The 19,287-nt window shown below is 69.7% G+C and carries 19 protein-coding genes and 1 pseudogene; 12 read left to right on the top strand and 8 right to left on the bottom strand.

Translation table 11 applies throughout. The features are described from left to right. The first annotated feature begins 15 nt into the window (after window positions 1-15). The 5 genes from ACRX5W_RS27405 to ACRX5W_RS27385 all read left to right on the top strand — a co-directional run bounded on the left by ACRX5W_RS27405 (window position 16) and on the right by ACRX5W_RS27385 (window position 6,199). Window positions 16-939, top strand: a complete 924-nt coding sequence (locus tag ACRX5W_RS27405) for a hypothetical protein (RefSeq protein WP_436791011.1) — start codon at window positions 16-18, stop codon at window positions 937-939. 51 nt (window positions 940-990) lie between these two features. Further along, on the top strand, window positions 991-2,901 hold the full coding sequence (locus tag ACRX5W_RS27400) for a hypothetical protein (protein ID WP_436791010.1): 1,911 nt from the start codon (window positions 991-993) through the stop codon (window positions 2,899-2,901). A gap of 332 nt (window positions 2,902-3,233) precedes the next feature. After that, the gene (locus ACRX5W_RS27395; RefSeq protein WP_436791009.1) at window positions 3,234-4,088 is read left to right on the top strand and encodes a hypothetical protein; all 855 of its coding nucleotides are present in this window, start codon (window positions 3,234-3,236) and stop codon (window positions 4,086-4,088) included. A gap of 116 nt (window positions 4,089-4,204) precedes the next feature. Continuing rightward, on the top strand, window positions 4,205-4,876 hold the full coding sequence (locus tag ACRX5W_RS27390; RefSeq protein ID WP_436791008.1) for a response regulator transcription factor: 672 nt from the start codon (window positions 4,205-4,207) through the stop codon (window positions 4,874-4,876). A gap of 27 nt (window positions 4,877-4,903) precedes the next feature. Beyond that, window positions 4,904-6,199 carry an ATP-binding protein gene (locus tag ACRX5W_RS27385; RefSeq protein ID WP_436791007.1) on the top strand — a complete coding sequence of 432 codons (1,296 nt, stop codon included), beginning with the start codon at window positions 4,904-4,906 and terminating at the stop codon, window positions 6,197-6,199. 96 nt (window positions 6,200-6,295) lie between these two features. Here ACRX5W_RS27385 and ACRX5W_RS27380 read toward each other — a convergent pair whose 3' ends face one another. Continuing rightward, window positions 6,296-6,799 (bottom strand): GtrA family protein, encoded by a 504-nt coding sequence (locus ACRX5W_RS27380; RefSeq protein ID WP_436791006.1) that lies wholly within the window; start codon window positions 6,797-6,799, stop codon window positions 6,296-6,298. Next, a complete protein-coding gene (locus ACRX5W_RS27375; protein ID WP_436791005.1) occupies window positions 6,796-7,308 on the bottom strand; it encodes a GtrA family protein in 513 nt (170 codons plus the stop codon). Before ACRX5W_RS27375 ends, ACRX5W_RS27380 begins: the two co-directional genes overlap by 4 nt. A 253-nt stretch (window positions 7,309-7,561) precedes the next feature. Here ACRX5W_RS27375 and ACRX5W_RS27370 point away from each other — a divergent pair, with 253 nt between their 5' ends. Together ACRX5W_RS27370 and purE are read left to right on the top strand one after the other, a co-directional pair. After that, complete coding sequence (locus tag ACRX5W_RS27370; RefSeq protein WP_436791004.1) at window positions 7,562-8,701, top strand: 5-(carboxyamino)imidazole ribonucleotide synthase; 1,140 nt, start codon at window positions 7,562-7,564, stop codon at window positions 8,699-8,701. Between the two features lie 41 nt (window positions 8,702-8,742). After that, on the top strand, window positions 8,743-9,216 hold the full coding sequence (gene purE, locus ACRX5W_RS27365) for a 5-(carboxyamino)imidazole ribonucleotide mutase (RefSeq protein ID WP_436791053.1): 474 nt from the start codon (window positions 8,743-8,745) through the stop codon (window positions 9,214-9,216). 110 nt (window positions 9,217-9,326) lie between these two features. On the opposite strand, the gene ACRX5W_RS27360 is transcribed toward purE, so the two are convergent. The 3 genes from ACRX5W_RS27360 to ACRX5W_RS27350 are packed head-to-tail and all read right to left on the bottom strand — an operon-like array spanning window position 9,327 to window position 11,615. Next, entirely contained in the window at window positions 9,327-9,746 is a 420-nt protein-coding gene (locus ACRX5W_RS27360; protein ID WP_436791003.1) for a CoA-binding protein, read from the bottom strand. 60 nt (window positions 9,747-9,806) lie between these two features. Next, entirely contained in the window at window positions 9,807-10,238 is a 432-nt protein-coding gene (locus tag ACRX5W_RS27355) for a CoA-binding protein (protein WP_436791002.1), read from the bottom strand. Window positions 10,239-10,289: 51 nt separating this feature from the next. Further along, window positions 10,290-11,615 carry a UDP-glucose dehydrogenase family protein gene (locus ACRX5W_RS27350; RefSeq protein WP_436791001.1) on the bottom strand — a complete coding sequence of 442 codons (1,326 nt, stop codon included), beginning with the start codon at window positions 11,613-11,615 and terminating at the stop codon, window positions 10,290-10,292. A gap of 194 nt (window positions 11,616-11,809) precedes the next feature. Here ACRX5W_RS27350 and ACRX5W_RS27345 point away from each other — a divergent pair, with 194 nt between their 5' ends. Beyond that, window positions 11,810-12,967 carry an acyl-CoA dehydrogenase family protein gene (locus ACRX5W_RS27345; RefSeq protein WP_436791000.1) on the top strand — a complete coding sequence of 386 codons (1,158 nt, stop codon included), beginning with the start codon at window positions 11,810-11,812 and terminating at the stop codon, window positions 12,965-12,967. A gap of 72 nt (window positions 12,968-13,039) precedes the next feature. Here ACRX5W_RS27345 and ACRX5W_RS27340 read toward each other — a convergent pair whose 3' ends face one another. The 3 genes and pseudogenes from ACRX5W_RS27340 to ACRX5W_RS27330 form a co-directional block, all read right to left on the bottom strand. Beyond that, window positions 13,040-13,192 (bottom strand): hypothetical protein, encoded by a 153-nt coding sequence (locus tag ACRX5W_RS27340; RefSeq protein WP_436791057.1) that lies wholly within the window; start codon window positions 13,190-13,192, stop codon window positions 13,040-13,042. 128 nt (window positions 13,193-13,320) lie between these two features. Beyond that, window positions 13,321-13,455 (bottom strand): annotated as a pseudogene (locus tag ACRX5W_RS27335) (hypothetical protein); the annotation flags it as partial. After that, a complete protein-coding gene (locus ACRX5W_RS27330) occupies window positions 13,415-14,062 on the bottom strand; it encodes a DUF433 domain-containing protein (RefSeq protein ID WP_436790999.1) in 648 nt (215 codons plus the stop codon). The pseudogene ACRX5W_RS27335 and the gene ACRX5W_RS27330, both read right to left, overlap by 41 nt. Window positions 14,063-14,484: 422 nt before the next feature. Here ACRX5W_RS27330 and ACRX5W_RS27325 point away from each other — a divergent pair, with 422 nt between their 5' ends. The 4 genes from ACRX5W_RS27325 to ACRX5W_RS27310 all read left to right on the top strand — a co-directional run bounded on the left by ACRX5W_RS27325 (window position 14,485) and on the right by ACRX5W_RS27310 (window position 19,229). Continuing rightward, the gene (locus ACRX5W_RS27325; RefSeq protein ID WP_436790998.1) at window positions 14,485-15,723 is read left to right on the top strand and encodes a helix-turn-helix domain-containing protein; all 1,239 of its coding nucleotides are present in this window, start codon (window positions 14,485-14,487) and stop codon (window positions 15,721-15,723) included. 1,154 nt (window positions 15,724-16,877) lie between these two features. Then, window positions 16,878-17,159, top strand: coding sequence for a hypothetical protein (locus tag ACRX5W_RS27320; RefSeq protein WP_436790997.1), 282 nt, complete (start codon window positions 16,878-16,880; stop codon window positions 17,157-17,159). Then, window positions 17,152-18,111, top strand: a complete 960-nt coding sequence (locus tag ACRX5W_RS27315; RefSeq protein WP_436790996.1) for an MvdC/MvdD family ATP grasp protein — start codon at window positions 17,152-17,154, stop codon at window positions 18,109-18,111. Before ACRX5W_RS27320 ends, ACRX5W_RS27315 begins: the two co-directional genes overlap by 8 nt. Continuing rightward, window positions 18,108-19,229, top strand: a complete 1,122-nt coding sequence (locus ACRX5W_RS27310) for a methyltransferase domain-containing protein (RefSeq protein ID WP_436790995.1) — start codon at window positions 18,108-18,110, stop codon at window positions 19,227-19,229. The genes ACRX5W_RS27315 and ACRX5W_RS27310 overlap by 4 nt, the downstream gene beginning before the upstream one ends. Window positions 19,230-19,287 lie beyond the last annotated feature (58 nt).

Below are 19,287 nucleotides of genomic sequence, written 5' to 3'. Positions count from 1 at the left end.
GGAGTACGCAGTCCGATGGCCACACGGAGATTGAGGGCCGCCCTCGTCGCGGGGGTGAGTGCGGCGTGTGCGGCCGGGGGAGTCCTGGCCCTCGGACCGTCGGCGGGCGCCGCGCCGTCGACCCGCACCGCCCAGGTCGTTTTCGCGTGCGCGTGGCAGCCGCCCACGGGCGCGAGCCCGTACGGACCCGCGTTCACCATCAGCCCCGAACTCGCACTGGACGTCACCCCGGCCGCCGACATCGGCGATGAGGCCGAACTGTCGGTGCACATCGGGGAGTTCAGCCTCCCGAACGGCGCCACCCGGTACGACCTCGCCTACACCGGCGCGACGCTGACCGCGTCCGCCGCCGTCGGGCAGACCGCCGCCCCAGGCGTGACACTGGCGACATCCGGCGACGGCAGGGCAGTCGGCGCGAACGGCGCCGTCGCCCCCGGAGACTTCCGGCAGGCGTACGACCTGACGCGTACCGGCTCGCACACCTTCGTCATCGACCGCGTCGCGTTCTCCTTCACCGACCGGGCCGCCGCCGGCCGCACGCACACCCTGGAGTGCAACGCCCAGAGCACTGCGGGCAGTTGGCCGGCGCTCATGGTGAACGCCGCGAGCACGTCACCGGCGGCGTCCGGGCCGCAGACGTTGCAGCAGGGCGTCAAGGTCTCCGGCTCCGGCAGCACGTCGCCGACGTCCACCGCCACGCCCACCGCGTCACCCACGACCCCGGCGCCCACCACCGGCGCCCCGACCACGGCGGCGCCGACCACCTCCGCCCCCGCGGGCACCACCTCCTCCGGCTCCACCGGAGGAGGCCTCGCCCCGACCGGCTCCGGCGGATCGAAGGTCCTCGCCTTCGCCCTGCTGGCCGCGTCGCTCCTGCTCGGCAGCCTCGCGGTGATCCTGGCCCTTCCGAACCGCCGAAGGCGCCTCCGCTCCGGCTGACGCCAAGTGCCCCACGGAGCAATCCACTTCGGAGATTGGGAATTCCATCCTATGAGGAAAGCCAAAAGGAGAACCGCCGCCTTTCTGGGCGCGGTGACGATCGCCGGCACCGCCGGCCTGACGGCGCTGGCGCCTTCGGCATACGCCGGCACGGTCACCATGGACGCGGCGTGCAAGGTGCCGGTCATCGGGGACAAGAACGGCCCCCAGGAGATCAAAGTCGACTTCGACACGACCGAGGGCCCGGCCGGCGCCACGGTGACCGCCACGGTCGACCTCGGCCCGCCGCCGATCACCAGTCCGTTCGCCCTGACGGGCGCCAAGGCGCAGAGCACCCTGCAACTGACGATGTCCGGTGCCGCGACCGGCCAGATAGACCTGGCCGGCCCGGAGGTCACCCTCGACATCCCGGCGAACGTGCCGATCGACCCGGCCCCGTTCACGAAGACTTTCGTCGTTCCCGGCGGCGCGGCCGACGGTGAGCTCAAGTTCGTGCCCAAGGGCACCGTCAACGTCACCGAAGTCTCCGGCTTCGGCAGGCAGGAAGCGCCGTGCACGTTCACCCCGCAGTCGGGAAGCGACGGCGTGGTGGCCTCGTTCACCGTCAAACCGCTCGCCCCCGGCGAGGTGACGCTCACCGTCACCCCCGGTGAGGTGGAGCCGGGCGGCACCGTCGAACTCGGCGGCTCCGGCTGGCCCGCGGGCACGCCGACCGTCGAGCTGTGCGCGGCCGCGGACTGCGTCGCCGACCGGTTCGCGTCGCAGACCGCCGCGATCGCCGCGGACGGCAAGTTGTCCGGATCCGCCGTGCTCGCCGGCACCGTCGAGCCGGGCTCGTACACCGTCAAGGTCACCGCAGGCACCGGCGCCGAGGCCAAGGTCAAGGAAGCCGCGCTCACCGTCGCCGAGGAGCAGGCGCCGGTACCGGCCATCACGTTGACTCCGGCCTCCGGCGATGTCGGCGCCAAGACCACGATCGCCGGTACCGGCTTCCCGGCCGACCAGGACGTGGAGATCGTCGGGCTCAAGGCCGACGGCAGCCGTACGTCCGACCCGCCGGTCGAGAAGACCACCGACGCGCAGGGCGCCTTCTCCGCCGAATACACGGTGGGCGACAAGGACACCGCGAAGATCAAGGCGTCCTCCGGCAGTGCGTCGGCGGAAGCCGCGTACACGGTGAACTCGGATGATCCGCCGCCGCCTTCGGACCCGAACGGCGTCGAGGTCACGGTGCCGTACTCCTGCGCGACCGTCGTGTCCGGATTCGACATCGACGTGCCGGTCATGACCCCGACCCTGGGCGTCACGGTCCTGCTGCCGAGCAGGGCCGCGAAGGGCGACACCGTCGACGTGCAGGTCGCGTTCAAGGACCGGGTGATCAGCGACATCCCGAGCGTCGCGGGTGACCTGCAGAACGGTCTGCACGGCATGGTGACCCCGACGATGAAGGTCGTCGTGTCCGACGGGGTCAACGCGCCCGGCTTCATCCCCGTCACCACGCAGGCGTTCGACGTCGACATGTCGCCCGGCGGCAAGATGCGCGGCGGCCCGCTCACCGGCACCTTCGACGTGCCCGGCGGCGGCACGTTCTCCTTCACCCCCGGAGAGCTGCAACTCGTCATCGCCGCGTCGGCCGGACCGATCTCGGTCACCGCGACGAGCACCTGCACACCGACCGCCGACGTCCCGGTGTCGGCGACGCTGACCGCGACGGGCGAGCCCGGCGGCCCGCCCGGACAGCAGACCGGCGGCGGCACGGCCGGCAGCACCTCGGGAGCCTCGGCCGGCAGTGCCGGCAAGACCGGCGGCAGCACCGGCACCTCGGGCGGCGACCTGGCCAAGACGGGCACCGGCGGTTCGACCCTCGGGGCCTTCGCCCTGGTGGCCGGCACCGCCGTCCTCGCGGCCGTCGGCGTGATGCTCCTGCTGCCCTACCGCCGCCGCGTGCGCGCCAGGAGCTAGTCGGGCGGGAGACGTACGGCTGATCCACCCTCGCATCGAGGAAACGCGAGCCGGGTCCTTCGCTCGGGAACACCCGGGCGGAGGACCCGTTCGCGTACTGTGCGTGCCGGGAAGGCGCAGCCCGGCCTGGGCCGTGCCTTCGAACCCCCGCCGGGGCCGCGCCGCCTGGCACCATGCCTCGCCGCGTCGCGGACCCTTGCACGGCCGAGCCCGGGCCGAACTGCGGTTCTGTGCCCGGCGATGCACGGCACCGGATGACGCGGCCTGATCCGGCGGGGATTCGAGGACACCGCCCGCCGACCCGAACACCGAGGAGAGGACCGCGATTTCCGATGGCTCGACGCAAGGCCGCCTGGTTCGCCCTGGGGCTCGTCCCGGCCCTGGCCGTGCCCCTCGCCGGCCCGGCCCCGAAGGCCGCCGCCGGAACCACGGTGGGCATGCAGGTGACGTGCCGGCTTCCGCTCGACCAAGGCACGCATACGGGCGAGCAGTTGGTGACCCTCGACGCTCCCGCCGAGCCCGCGCGTCCCGGCGACAAGGTCAAGATCCGCGTCACCCTCGGCCCGAGCTTCGCCACGAGCCCCATCGCCCTCCCCGGAACACCGCTGACCCCGTCGATCGAGGTCACGCTCTCCGGTGGGGCGACCGGCACGGTACGGCTGTTCGGCCCGCAGATGCTCGTCGACATCCCCGGCCACCCGGACCCCATCCAGGTTCCGGCCTACGAAGGCGAGTTGACCATCCCGATCGAGGCACGCGGCGACATCTCGCTCGCCCCCGGCAAGATGGTCACCAACACCACGGTCCTCGGAGTCCAGACCACGACGTGCACGCCGATCGCCCCCGCCGGCGTCTCGACCGTCGTCAAGGTCGCCGCCCAGGACGCGCCGCCCGTTTCCGTCCAGGGGCCGGCCGGGCAGGCCGCCGACCCGCAGCTCCCGCCGACGGCCGCCCCGGCCGCACCGCCCGCCACCGACATGCCCGCCCTCGGCACGGCGACCGCGACCGCGGGCCCGGCCGAGCCCGGTCCGTCGAGCGCCACCATCAAGGCGGGGGGCAGCGCGGCCTCCGAGGACACCGGAATGTCCGGTGCCGCCGTCTTCGGCATCGCCGCGGGCGCCCTGGTGCTCCTCATGGCCGTCGTGACGATGCTGATGTCCTGGCGCCGACACACCGAGGACGACTGACCGGCAACCCCGCACCCGGGATACCCGTCGGTACGCCCGCAATCGCCACCCCCGCCGAGTGCCCGGCGTACGGACACGTACGGGACCATCCGGCCGAGGGGTTCTACGATCGGGCCATGACCCGCGTACTGCTCGCCGAGGACGACGCCTCCATTTCCGAACCCCTGGCACGCGCGCTGCGCCGCGAGGGCTACGACGTCGAGGTGCGTGAGGACGGACCGACGGCCCTGGAGTGTGCCGCGCAGAGCGGAGTTGACCTGCTCGTGCTGGACCTCGGGTTGCCCAAGATGGACGGCCTGGAGGTCTGCAGACGCCTGCGTGCCGAGGGCCACGGCTTCCCCGTGCTCGTGCTCACCGCCCGCGCCGACGAAGTCGACACGGTGGTGGGGCTCGACGCCGGCGCCGACGACTATGTCACCAAGCCCTTCCGCCTCGCGGAGCTTCTGGCCCGCGTCCGGGCCCTTTTGCGCCGCGGTGCGGCGGAGGTCGGCCAGGGCGTGCACGGCGTACGCATCGACGTCGACTCGCACCGCGCGTGGATCGGCGACGAGGAACTCCAGCTCACCGCGAAGGAGTTCGACCTCCTGCGCGTCCTGGTCCGGGACGCCGGGCGGGTCGTGACGCGCGATCAGCTCATGCGCGAGGTGTGGGACACCACGTGGTGGAGCTCCACGAAGACGCTCGACATGCACATTTCGTGGCTTCGCAAGAAACTCGGCGACGACGCCGGCAACCCGCGTTACATCACCACCGTGCGCGGCGTCGGCTTCCGCTTCGAGAAGAGTTAGACAACGGAAGCAGGAACGGCCGTCACTGTGCGTCGCAGGCTTGTCAACGCCACCCTCGGAGTGGTGCTCGTCGTCGTGGCCGTTCTCGGCATCCCTCTCGCGTTCGTCGAGACCAAGGCGATCGAGACCACCGCACGCGACAACCTCAAGGCCGAGGCGGCCCGTCTCCTGGAGACGGTCGAGCTGCGGCTCGCCGCCGGCGAGGAGCCGGACACCCCGCTGCTCGCCCGCATGGTGACGCCGCCCCGCTACGCGGCGATCACCATCCCGGGCCGTCCCCTCCTGGAGTTCGGCACCGAGCCCGGCGGCAAGGTGTTCGACGTGACCATGCGCGGTGAGTTCGGCGAGACCGTGACGGTCGCGGAATCGCGCGACAAGGTGAGCCGCGAGGTACGCGAATCGCTGCTGCTGATCCTCGGCGTCGCCCTGCTCGCGGTCGCCGCAGCCGCCGCGCTCGCCATCTGGCAGGCCCGCCGCCTGGCCCGCCCGCTGACCGACCTCGCCGAGACCGCGGAACGGCTGGGATCCGGCGACCCGAGACCGCGCAGACGCCGGTACGACGTCCCCGAGCTCGACCGCGTCGCGGAGGTCCTCGACCGCAGCGCGGAACGCATCGCCCGCATGCTGACCGCCGAACGCCGCCTCGCAGCGGACGCCTCACACCAACTGCGCACCCCGCTGACCGCCCTGTCGATGCGCCTTGAGGAGATCATCGCGACCGAGGACCACGACACGGTCAAGGAGGAGGCCGCGATCGCCCTCGCCCAGGTCGAACGCCTGACCGATGTCGTGGAGCGGCTGCTCACCAGCACCCGGCGCGGCGCGGCCGGCCGCGACCCGAGGACGGCTTCCGCGGTGACGGTGCGCGTCGACGACGTCGTACGCCAGCAGGTCGACGAGTGGCGTCCCGCGGTCACCAAGGCCGACCGGGCGATCCAGGTCGCGGGCGAGCCCGGCCTGGAAGCCGTCGCGACCCCCGGCGCGCTGGCCCAGGTGCTGGCGACGCTGCTGGAGAACGCGCTCATGCACGGTGACGGCACGGTGACGATCCGGACTCGGCGCACCGGAACCTCGGTCGTCGTCGAGGTGGAGGACGAGGGCTCCGGCGTCTCGGACGTACTGGGCGCAAGGGTTTTCGAACGCGCGGTCAGCGGCCACAATTCGACCGGGCTCGGCCTGGCCGTGGCCCGCGATCTCGCGGAGGCGGACGGCGGCCGACTGGAACTGCTGCAACTGCGTCCGCCGGTGTTCGCGGTCTTCCTGGCGGCCTACCCCGGGAAGGGAACGGCACCGCGCGGTGACGGGCGCCAGGGGCCGCAGTGACGCCCGCACCGGCCGGCAGGGCCTACTCGACGCCGCAACGCATCGGGCCCGGCGCGATCTCTCCCGCCCCGGCCGCCGCGGCGGCGCAGTGAACAGCTAGCGGCGGGTTCCGGTGGATTCCTGCTCGACCAGCCGGGCCGCCTCGCGGTCGAGGTGTTCGGTGTTGAGCGTTCCGGTGAACACCCACGTGCGGTACGACCAGAAGCGGAACAGCGTGCCGAGCGGCAGACCGATCGCGTACTTCGCGATGTTGTCCGCCTTGCTGGAGGTGAAGTCGAGCAGATAGTGCGAAACCGCCACCGCACCCGCCTCGATCGCCATGCCGACGCCGCTGAAGAGCAGGAAGAGCACGACTTCACGGCGCTGGTCGGCCGACTTGCGGTGCCTGAAGGCCCAGAAGCGGTTGCCGATGTAGTTCACACCGATCGCCACGGCCGTCGAGATGATCGACGAGCGGACCGGCGCGAGGTCGAACTGGTAGAGGCAGACGTTGAACACCAGGATGTTCACGACCACGCCGAAGCCGCCCACCGCACCGAACTTCAGTGTCTCGTGGACGAGGGTCTCGAATCGCGCGTAAAGACCGCGCAGGCCAGTCACGAGTCGCCGCCGGCTTTGGACATCGCGGGCTCCGCCGGGGCCGAGGCCTCCGGCTGCTTGTGCTTGAACACGAATGTGCGGAACGCCCAGAAACGGAACAGGGTCCCCAGGGCCATACCCACAATGTTGCCCGAAATGTTGTCCGCCAGCGTGCTCGTGAAGTCCATCAGGTGGTGTGAGACGAACACGCAGGCGGCCTGGATGCCCGCGGCGATCGCGCTGAACACGAAGAACATCGTGTATTCGCGGGTCACGCCGGTGCGTTCGCGGTGCCGGTAGGTCCAGTAGCGGTTGCCCACGTACGCGACGATTGTGGCCGGCACCGACGAGATGATCTTCGAGGTGACCGCGCCCAGGCCCAGGTACAGGCACAGGTTGAACACCGCGACGTCCACCGCGTAGGCCAGACCGCCGGCGATCAGGAACTGCGTGACCTCGGCACGTGCGCGGGCAAAACGCCCCTGCTGTGCATCCGGATCGGCTGTCGGATCCGCGGGGGCGGCACTCACCGGCTCTCCTGACTGCGCAGACGACTCACCCGTCGAGGGTAGCCGGAACGGCCGGGTGCCCTCTCGGAGCGGTGACGTAGCTGTTGCACAGTCTTTACGCGTGCATAGGCATGAACGGCGTTACCGCCGGGTCCGTCCGAAAAATCCCTCGGGCACCACAGGCCTCCTGCGCCACCGCCGGCAGGCTCCGGGGAGCCGGCCCCGCTCCGGCCCGGTCCGGGGGACGAGCAGTGGCCGGATACCCTTGGTTCCCGTGACTTTCCCGATCGTCGGCATGGTCGGAGGCGGCCAGCTCGCCCGCATGACCCAACAGGCCGCAATCCCCCTCGGCGTGCGATTCCGCGTACTCGCGTCGACGCCGGAAGAATCCGCCGCCCAGGTCGTCGCCGGCACATCGGTCGGGAACGAGGCGGATCTCACCGACCTGCGGGCCTTCGCCCGCCCGTGCGACGTCGTCACCTTCGACCACGAGCAGGTCCCCACCGAGCTGCTGCGCGCCCTGGAGGCCGACGGCGTCGCGGTGCGGCCAGGCCCGGCCGCCCTCGTGCACGCCCAGGACAAGGGCGTCATGCGCGAGCGACTGGCCGCGATCGGCGTGCCGTGCCCGCGCAACCGGATCGTCGCCGACGAGGCCGACGTCGCGGCCTTCGCGGACGAGATCGGCGGATGGCCGGTCATCCTCAAGACGACGCGCGGCGGGTACGACGGCAAGGGGGTGTGGGTCGTACGCAGCCCGGAGGAGGCCGCGGCGCCCTTCAAGGCCGGCGTCCCCGTCCTCGCCGAGGAGAAGGTGGACTTCGCGCGCGAGCTGGCCGCCTGCGTGGTCCGCTCACCGCACGGCCAGGCGGTGGCGTACCCCGTCGTGGAGAGCATCCAGGTCGACGGCATCTGCAACGAGGTCATCGCGCCCGCGCCCGGTCTGCCCGAGGAGCGCGCGGTGGAGGCCCAGCGGATCGCGCTGACCATCGCGGGGGAGCTGGACGTGACCGGGCACCTCGCGGTCGAACTGTTCGAGACCCGCGACGGGCGGATCCTCGTCAACGAGCTCGCCATGCGCCCCCACAATTCGGGCCACTGGACGATCGACGGCGCGTTCACCTCGCAGTTCGAGAACCACCTGCGCGCGGTGCTCGACCTTCCGCTCGGCGACCCCCGGGCGCGCGCGAAATGGACCGTGATGGTCAACGTGCTCGGCGGCGACTACCCCGACATGTACCGGCCGTACCTGCATGTGATGGCACGCGACCCGGGTGTGAAGGTCCACATGTACGGCAAGGACGTCAAACCCGGCCGCAAGGTCGGCCACGTGACCGTGTGCGGCGACGACCTGGACGACGTCCGCGAACGCGCCGCCCACGCCGCGGCCTACCTGCGAGGGAGCATCACCGAGTGAGCAGCGCAACGCCCGCGGCCCGGCCCGTGATCGGCATCGTCATGGGCTCCGACTCGGATTGGCCGGTCATGAAGGCCGCCGCCGAGGTCATGGACGAGTTCGGGATCGCGTACGAGGCCGACGTCGTCTCGGCGCACCGCATGCCGCAGGAGATGATCGCGTACGGCACCGACGCCGCCGGGCGCGGCCTCAAGGCGATCATCGCGGGCGCGGGAGGCGCGGCGCACCTGCCGGGCATGCTCGCGTCCGTGACGCCGCTGCCGGTCATCGGTGTGCCGGTGCCGCTGAAGTACCTCGACGGCATGGACTCGCTGCTGTCGATCGTGCAGATGCCGGCCGGTGTGCCCGTGGCGACCGTGTCGGTCGCGGGCGCGCGGAACGCCGGGCTCCTGGCCGTGCGCATGCTCGCCGCGCACGACCCGGCGCTGCTCGCCCGGATGACGGAGTTCCAGGCCGGGCTCAAGGCCCAGGCCACCGAAAAGGGCCGCAGGCTGCGCGAGTCACTGGGCGGCTGACCGGGACGCGGGCCCGGGTCGGGGACGGCCGCAAGCACGGACAGAAAGGGGAGGGAGAGTGCCGTTTCGGCACCTTCCCTCCCGGATCGTGTGTCCGCGTGCGCCTTGGGTCAGACCAGACTGGTCAGGCCGAAGCGCTGCATGCTGACCGCCGCACAGCGGTCCATGACCATGTCGAGCCCGGCGGCCGTGGTGCGTTCGTACGCCGCGAGGTCGACGACGTCGAGTTGGAACCACACGGCCTGCGCGCCCATCTTGACCGCCTGGTCGGCGATGTCGCCGGCGCGCGAGGCGTTGACGAAGACATCCACGACGTCGACGGGGAACGGGATGTCCGCGAGGGAGGCGTAGCCGCGCTCGCCGTGGACGGTCTCGGCCCGGGGGTGGACCGGCACGATGCGCTTCCCCCACTGCTGGAGATGGGCGGCCACCCCGTAGGCCGCCCGGTGCGAATTGGTGCTGAGTCCGACGACCGCCCACGTGCGGTGGGAGAGGATGCGCCGGATGGTCGTGTCGTCGCCGTACGACATGCTGTGCCCCTCACGGTCATGGGATGGATGGAGAAGGCCGCCTCGCATGGCAAGGCGGCATCACGCACCGATGAGCCGCGGCCACTCGATCGCCGGGCAGCGGTCGACGACCACGTGGAGGCCCGCGTCGACGGCCGTTTTGACGGCGTCGTCGTTGATGACGCCGAGTTGGTACCAGATCGCCTTCGCACCGATGGCCACCGCCTGGGCGGTCACGGCCGCGGCGTGCTCGGCGTTGACGAAGACGTCCACGACGTCGACGGGGTCGGGGATCTCTTCGAGCAGCGCGTAGCCGCGCTCGCCGTGCACCGTCTCGGCCTTGGGGTGCACCGGGATGATGCGCTTGTCGTGGCCTTGCAGGAAGCCGGCCACGCCCCATGCAGGGCGGGCCATGTTCGCACTCAGCCCGACCACGGCCCAGGTCTTGTGGCGGATCAGGAGGTCCCTGATCGCCTGGTCGTCGGTGATGACTCCGTCAGCGTCGTATGCCATGCGGCCAATCGTGCACCCGGCTCCGCCTTACCACCACACGGCGCAGTGGTGTCAGGGCCGTCCGAGTGCCCGGAACGTCCATCCGGCGGCCCGCCAGCGCGGGGCGTCGAGGGCGTTGCGACCGTCGATGATGTGGCGTTCCGCGACGGTCGCGGCGAACTCGGCGGGGTCGATCCGCCGGAATTCACGCCATTCGGTCAAATGGAGGACCACGTGCGCGCCACGCGCGGCGTCGAACGCGGTTTCGGCGTACGCGAGGCCCGGGTACATCTTGCGCGCGTTGTCCATGGCCTTGGGGTCGTAGACGGTGACCTCGCCGCCCTGGAGCTGCACCTGCGCGGCCACGTTGAGCGCGGGTGAGTCACGGATGTCGTCCGACTCCGGTTTGAAGGCCGCGCCGAGCACCGCCACGCGGCGGCCCAGGAACCCGCCGCCGCACGCCTCGCGGGCCAGGTCGACCATCTTGAACCGGCGACGCATGTTGATTGCGTCGACTTCGCGCAGGAAGGTCAGTGCCTGGTCGACGCCCAGTTCGCCGGCGCGGGCCATGAACGCGCGGATGTCCTTCGGCAGACAGCCGCCGCCGAAGCCGAGGCCGGCGTTGAGGAACAGCCCGCCGATGCGGGGGTCGTACGACAGCGCCTGGGAGAGCTGCGTGACGTCCGCGCCGGCCGCCTCGCAGACCTCGGCCATCGCGTTGATGAACGAGATCTTCGTGGACAAGAACGCGTTGGCGGCGACCTTGACCAGCTCGCTGGTCGCGAAGTCGGTGACCAGGATCGGCACTTCGGCCTCGATCAGCGGCGCGTACACCTCGCGCAGCCGGGCCTCGGCGGCCTCCGAGCGCACGCCGACCACGAGGCGGTCCGGTTTGAGGGTGTCCTGGATGGCGTGGCCCTCGCGCAGGAACTCGGGGTTCCAGGCGAGTTCGGCCGCGCTGCCGCAGGCCGCCTTCTCCGCGAGGCGTTCGGCGAGCCGCGCGGCGGTGCCCACCGGGACCGTCGACTTGCCGACCACCAGGCAGGGCCGGTCCAGGTGCGGGGCGAGCGCGTCGATCGCCTCGTCGAGATAGCGGGTGTCCGCGGCGAACTCGCCCTTGCGCTGCGGCGTGCCGACGCAGATGAAGTGCACGTCGCCGAACGCCGCGGCCTCCGCGGCGGAGGTGGTGAACCGCAGTCGGCCGGACGCGAGGTGGGGTGCGAGGAGGTCTTCGAGGCCCGGTTCGTAGAACGGTGCCTTGCCTGCCTGGAGTGCGGCGACCTTGTCGGGGTCGACGTCGACGCCCACCACCTCGTAGCCGAGCTCCGCCATGCACGCCGCGTGGGTGGCCCCGAGGTAGCCGGTGCCGATCACGGTGATGCGGGGCGTGGTTGCCACACCGCCTCCAGACGTTGTGATTCGCGTCGTGCCTACGCTCGGATCGTAGTCCGCGAGCGTTGTTTCTTACCGGTGCTCCGCCGTCCGAAGGCACTTGGGGGACGCCGTAGAATCGTAGGACGTCCGATTACCCATCGGTAACAAAATTCTCGACATCAAGACGCAACCGCGGCACGAGAGAGGCAGGCCCGCAAGTGGCAGGACGAGGCGATTTCGATTTGTTCCGGATCAGCGAGGAGCACGAGATGCTCCGCGCCTCGGTCCGTGCGCTGGCCGAGGCGAAGATCGCCCCGCATGCGGCCGACGTGGACGAGCAGGCCCGGTTCCCGCAGGAGGCGCTGGACGCGCTGACCGCGAACGACCTGCACGCGGTGCACATACCCGAGGCGTACGGCGGTTCCGGCGCCGACGCGCTCGCGACCGTCATCGTGATCGAGGAAGTCGCCCGCGCGTGTGTGTCCTCGTCGCTGATCCCGGCGGTGAACAAGCTGGGCTCGCTGCCGCTGATCCTGTCCGCGTCCGAGGAGCTGAAGAAGCAGTATTTGGAGCCGGTCGCGCGCGGTGAGGCGATGTTCTCGTACTGCCTCTCGGAGCCCGAGGCCGGCTCGGACGCCGCCGGGATGAAGACCCGCGCGGTCCGCGACGGCGACGACTATGTGCTCAACGGCGTCAAGCGGTGGATCACCAACGCGGGAGAGTCCGAGTACTACACGGTCATGGCCGTCACCGACCCCGCCAAGCGCTCGCGCGGCATATCCGCGTTCGTGGTGGAGAAGTCCGACGAGGGCGTCTCCTTCGGTGCTCCGGAGAAGAAGCTCGGCATCAAGGGCTCCCCGACCCGCGAGGTCTACCTCGACAACGTCCGCATCCCCGCGTCGCGCATGATCGGCGAGGAGGGCACCGGCTTCGCCACCGCGATGGCCACCCTCGACCACACCCGCGTCACCATCGCAGCCCAGGCCCTCGGCGTCGCCCAGGGCGCCCTGGACTACGCCAAGGGCTACGTGCACGAGCGCAAGCAGTTCGGCAAGGCCATCGCCGACTTCCAGGGCATCCAGTTCATGCTCGCCGACATGGCCATGAAGCTGGAAGCCGCCCGCGCGCTGACCTACCAGGCCGCCGCCAAATCCGAACGCGGCGACTCGGACCTGACCTTCTTCGGCGCCGCCGCGAAGTGCTTCGCGTCCGACGTCGCGATGGAGATCACCGTCGACGCGGTGCAGTTGCTCGGCGGCTACGGCTACACCCGCGACTACCCCGTCGAACGCATGATGCGCGACGCGAAGATCACGCAGATCTACGAAGGCACCAACCAGGTCCAGCGGATCGTGATGTCCCGCAACCTGCCGTAACCACTCCCGCGTAGGAGTTGAACTCAGTACGAAGCCGCCCTGCTTTCCTTCGGGAGGGCAGGGCGGACTTGGCTACGGCCAGGTGCGCTCGATCCGGTCGGCGCGTACCGCGTACGTCGCCGGCCCGCACCGGGCGACAGCCCGGTGGATCGCGCCTTGAGCGGCGTGCAGCCGACGCACCATCTCGGCAATCGGCAGCCCCTGGTTGTCGAGGTAGAACAACACACCCGCGTGTTCTTCCAGCGGCCCGCGTTCATGGTCCCGGCCGCGGATCCGGCCGTCTTTGCATACCGCACCCAGCCTCGGGTGAGCGAGGCGGTAATCCAGGTCGCGTCGTCGATCTGCTGCGCGTCGTCAGGGAAGAGATCGCAAATGCGGTGGACCTTCCATCCGAGTTCGGAGAGTCGTGCGGGGACGGACTTGCCGAGATTGCGGTCGAAGCAGAACTCAGGCGGCGGCGGTTCGGCAGATCGCTTCGACTTGCTCATGCGACAACTCGAACTCGTCCGCGACCACATCCAAGGGTTCGCCGGCGCGCCACAGGTCGACGATGGCGTCGACGGTCACCTTGTTCTGCTCGACGACCGGGGAGCCCCAACCGAAGCGCGGGTCGATGATGACCGGTGCGACGTCGGGGTACGTCCGCAGGCGTAGGCGCTGGGGTGAGGCGTCGGGCGCCCAGGTGATGTAGCGCAGATACCCACTGATGACTTCGCGGATGGGCCGCTGCCCGTCCCGAACGCGGTGGATTCCCTCGCCATCGGCCATCTCCACGAAGATGTCGATTCCGTCCGTGCAGATTCGCTGGGTCGCCAGCGCGTACGGTTCTCGGAATTCGCGGCGTACCGCTTCCGCGGCCTCGCGGATCTTCGACAGCGAAAGGCCGAGGTCGCGGAGGGATTGGAGGACGTACGCCTCGACGACTGCGATGAACGGCAGCGACGCCCAGCCGCGCTTCTCCGGTGCGACGGCGTGGATGAGCGGCACACCGTCGGCGGATTCGTGGATCCACCGGTGCAGGGTCCGGTCGGGAATGCGCAGGTGGCGCGCCGTTTCGAGCGGCGTCAGGATCGGGTCCCGATACTTGTCGACCATGATTGTCGGCACCCCTTCCTTGGCGGCTTTCAGCTTCCCACACCCCGGTTCCCCCCCTCTAGGTGTGCTTGGGCGAACAACGTCTTGGCCGGATCGCGGTCACGGCTACAGCGAACGAAGGCTCCTCGGCGCCCGCGAGGACAAACGCAGCCCAGTTGCAAAGGGCGCGTCGGAACGCGGTGGTTTGAGCACATCGCCCCCAAGCCGAGAGTGTGCGTGACGGTACTCGCGGGAGACCTGCCAGAGTGGGGAGTTCGCGAACTTGTTCCCTGATCAGGTGACGAGGACAGGTACACGGGAGTCTGCGGCCAGGTGATGCAACGAGGGCCGCCCGTGGCCGGGGAGTTCATCTGTGCGATGCCCTCTGAGGAGCGCTGCACCCTACTCTGGCAATGCGACTTGTCGAGGAAGGGCGGGCCGATATGTCCGATGCCATCCCACCGGCCGGAGACGAACTGAGCTTCGGTCAAAGACTGAAGGTCCTGCGGCTTCGCCGTGGCATGACCCGCGAAGTCCTTGCCGGGCTCATCGGCATGTCTCCAGCTTGGGTCAAGAGCGTGGAGAACAACTACATCGGGATGCCGAAGTTGAGCAAACTCATGCGCATCGCCGAGGCGCTGCGCATCCGCGACCTCTCCCAGTTGACGGGAGGGCAGTCCATCCGGGTTGAACAATTCAGCGGTCCCGGCCACGCGCGGCTACCGGCAGTGCGCGCCGCGCTCAACGCGTTCGCGGTTCTCCCGGATCGGGAGGCAGCCTCTTCGGAAGACCTGCGTGCCCGGCTGGCACGTGCGTGGGCCGTGCGGCACGCCTCGCCCTATCACCGCGATGTGGTGGGGGAACTGCTGCCGCACCTGATTGCGGACGCGCAACTCGCCGTACGGCAGGCGGAGTCTCCGTTGGCGCGGCGCGCGGCGCAGGCAGTACTGAGCGAGGTGTACTCGTTGGCGCAGTTCTTCGTGGCGTACCAACCGGCTGCGGACCTGCTGTGGCGGGTGTCGGAGCGGGGGATGGTCGCTGCGCAGGAATCCGGCGATCCGCATGCGATCGGTGTCGCATCGTGGTTGGCGGCGCAGGCTCACCGCGATGCGGGTGATTGGGAAGCCGCGGACGCCGTGAACCTTGGCGCGGCCGCGTACCTGGAACCGCTTGTGCCGGACGCTCCGGTCGAAGTCCACGCGATCTGGGGAGCGTTGCTGTTCGAAGCGGCGTACACCGCAGCCCAGCGCGGGGAGGCCGGCGTGGCCTGGGGGTACTGGGACAAGGCGAACGCGGCCGCTCAGCGCCTTCCCTCGTCGTACTACCACCCCGTGACGTCGTTCTCGCGGGCCATCATGTCCGCGCATGCGGTGACGGTGGCAGTCGAGTTGCATCAGGGTGGCGAGTCGGTGCGGCAGGCACAGGCTGCGGAAGCCTCCGTGATCCCATCCAGGCCGCGCCGGGCGCGGCACCGGATCGAACAGGCCCGCGCGTTCTACCTCGACCAGCAGCCCGAGGTTGCCGTCGCAACGATCGACTCGGCGTACGAGGCGGCACCGGAAACCGTTGCGTACAACAGTTTCGCGCGACGAATCCTCTTGGAGGAACTGGACGTTCGCAACGCTGCCCGCCGTGCACGGGCTGCGGTGACGGCCGAGAAGATCGGCTTGTTGGCGAGCTGAACGACGAGGGGCTAGGAATCCTAGCCTTCGTCAGGTCGCGCACAATTTACGTTCGTTGCATGGCCGACAAAACCAAATCGGCCCCGTCCATCGAGCATTCGACGGGCGGGGCCGAGCAGCGTCTGAGCGGGCGCCGTTCGCTCACAACTAACGACAAGGCGTCACCCGTAACGAGCGACACTTATTGGGATCTGCCCGCACGCGGGCAGAGCTCTCAGAGCCGGCCGACGCCGCGCAGCAGCGCCCGCGTGCGGGAGCGCATCAACCGAACCGCGTTATGGCTTCGGCTATTTCTCGTCTCCGGAGGGGGCAGGCACCGGGCCGGATCCCGGCCCGGTACGGCGAGGGTGCGGTTGGCGGCACCGCCCGTTCGCGTTTTCCGTTCACGGGTGCAAGGCGACCCGAACGCGACGGTCGAACTCGACCGCTTCATGTGGGTCCGCCCGTACCTGATCGCCCACGAACGGCGCCTGGCGGTTGCGGGGGGTGCCCGGTGATCGGCCCGCAGGTCCGCCGCACGACCCTCAGCGTTTACCGCGTCGACCCCGCTACCGGGCGGCGTGTCGAGGTCCAGCGTCCGCGCGCGGTGGTCGGCTCCTGGCTGGACGTCCCGTCGTTGCACGCTTGGCCGCCGTGCCGTTGCCCACGTTGCCGGGAGGGCGCGGCGCGTCCGATGCGGGAGTGCGCCCGTTGCCGTTTCCGCAGTCCTGCCATAGCCGTGCCCCGGGTTCCTGTCGTCGCCGTGCCGGTCGAGACGCCGTCCAGCGCGGGCGGCACTCGGTGGCTGTGCGAACCCTGCCATCGAGCGATGTCCAAGCCTCTGGGAGGGCCTTCCGGTGCTCGCACGGCTGGTTGAGGTCTCGCCGGGCGGCGCGTAGGCGGCGGTGGCGCTCACCTTCCAGCGCGTCGCGTCGACGTGTACGACGCCGCGTTCCTGACCGTCGAGGAAGTCATCGAGACAACCCGGGACATGCTGCGGTCGCTGCCGCAAGGGGACCGTGAACGGGCGGTCGCCGCTGTGCGGCGTGACTTGGACGAGTTCATCGCGGAGCGCTTCTGCGCGTCCCTTCGTCCGGCTTGGAGCCGTGATGTCCGGGCGAGTTCAAGCAGCACAACAATCGAACAAAAAACGTAACCACGGAGGAAACAACAGCATGCAGGCAATCGCCCCCCTTGACCCGACGCACGAACCCACCGCACTTAATTTCGCACCGCTCCACCTCGACCACGCGATGCCCGCGAACGGTGCTCCCGCCCCGGCCGGGATGAACGTCGTCTTCGACACGGTCCGTCAGATCTCGCTATGGGACGGCGTTCCGGTCTCGGACATCCCGCCTGCCCTGCGCGGACAGGTCACGACGTCCAACGTCCGCTCCGACGGGACAAAGGGCGCGACCGACACGGGGCAGCCCGACGACGCCACGCCCAATGCCTGACCGCCCTCGAATCCTGGTCGCCACCGGGCCGATCGACGCGACCGCCGATCTGGTGATCGACGAACTCAACCGTCGCCGGGTTCCGCTCGCCCGCATCGACGTCGGAGCGTTCCCGGACTCGGTCACCCTGTCGGCGCGTCTCGGCACGAGCGGATGGATCGGCGAAATCGACAACGGATCACGTGCGCTTCGACTGGAGGAGTTACGTGCCGTGTATTGGCGGCGCCCGTCCGCGTACGCTGCCGAGACCGCCGCGCCCGGCCCAGTCCGTGAGTTCGCCTCACGCGAAGCGCGCGCCGGCATGGGAGGAGTGCTGTACGCGCTGCCCGATGTGACGTGGATGAACCACCCACACGCGATCACGGCGTGCACAAAACCGGCGCAACTGGCCGCGTTTGCTCGCGCTGGGCTGCTCGTCCCGGACACGTGGATCGGGAACGAGCCGAAGGATCACGGCGCGTTCTGCGCCGAGGGGTCGGCTGTTTCCAAGACTCTCGGCCCCATCGCGTACGACGGCCCTGATGGGTACCGGGTGTTGTTCACGGGGCGAGTGCCGCACGAGCACTTCGGAGACGTTCGCGCGCAGGCGACGGCCAACCACCTGCAACGCGAGATCGCCGACAAAGTCGCCGAGTACCGCGTTGCGGCCGTCGGGGAGCGGCTGTTCATCAGCGAAGCGCACACCGCGAGCCCCTACCTCGACATCCGGGCGCTTGATCCCGAGAGCGTCACCTACAAGCCCGGCACGCTCCCCGACTCCGTACAGGAAGCGATCCGGACCGTGACCCGCGAGTTCGGTCTGCTGTTTGCCGCGTGGGATCTTCTGCGCGACGCTGAGGGAACCGTCTGGGCGCTCGAACTCAACCCTGCCGGGCAGTGGGCGTTCACGCCCGACAGCGACGAAATCATGCGTGCCATCGCGGACCATCTGGAAGAAGCGGCGAGCCAATGACCGATCCCGTCGAAGTCGAAGCTGCCACGCTGCGGGCGCTGTGGGTGGAGCGCATGCGAGCGGCGGGGCATGCGAAAAAGCCGGACGTGGCAAAGGCGTTCCTGAGCGAACCTCGCCACGTCTACGCGCCTCGGTTCATGTGTAGTCGCCAGAAGGAAGACGGCGCGTGGATCAACGAGGAGGTAACCCGCGAACACCCGAATTGGTTGACCGAGGTCTATACCGATCAGGTGCTCTTGACCTCGGTATGGCCGGATCCCCTGTCGTCGTCCACGGTTCCGTCTCTCATGGCCGACATGCTTGAAGCACTCGATGTCAGCCCGGGGATGACCGTGATCGAGGTCGGCACCGGCACGGGCTATAACGCCGGTCTGCTCGGGCAGTTGGTGGGCGATGACAACGTTGTCACGTTGGATGTCGCGCCTGAGCTTGTCGGTGCCGCCCGCGCCTCACTCGACACTGCGGGGCACGCCGCAGTCACGGTCGTCCAAGCGAACGGCGGTAGCCGCGATGTTCTGCGTCACGGGAGCGTCGACCGCCTGATCGCCACGTGTGGGGTGGATCGGATCCCCGACCCATGGCGCCAAGTTGTACGCCCCGGTGGGCGCATCGTCGCGCCGGTCGGTGCGGGCATCGCCGTACTCGATGTTGCCGACGACCACAGTGCCGAGGGGAGGTTCCTTCCGACCGGGGCGTACTTCATGCAACTCCGCGCACCTCGGAGTGACGACATGCCGACTCGCCCCACAGACCCCGGCGGCCCCGCGGAACCCTGCGGGATGCCGCTTGGCGCATGGGATGACATCGGATTCTCGTTCCTGGTGTCGTTGTCGCTCCCGTTCAACGACGTGTTGACCGATACGACGTCGGACGGCGGGTTGATCATCTGGCACCGTGACGGATCGATCGCCCACATCTTCGAGGACGGAACCGCGCGACAAGCCGGGCCCCGGCGACTGGCCGGCCTGTTGGCTGGGCTCTGGCAGAGCTATCGGGAACGCGGACAGCCGACCCGCGAGGCGTACCGCATCACGATTGGCGCGGATGGCGAACACGCCATCGTGGCCGAAGGCGACGGCGGTACGTGGTTGGTCTCGCCTGCTGTCACGACCCCGTGACGGGAGGGAAGAGCCGTCCCGGATGGCTCTTCCCTCCCCTCGGGCCCTCGTTCGGGGC

This window comes from Yinghuangia sp. YIM S10712 (genome assembly GCF_051388935.1).
Classification (GTDB): domain Bacteria; phylum Actinomycetota; class Actinomycetes; order Streptomycetales; family Streptomycetaceae; genus Yinghuangia.
This window is presented reverse-complemented; position numbering and strand designations above follow the sequence as displayed.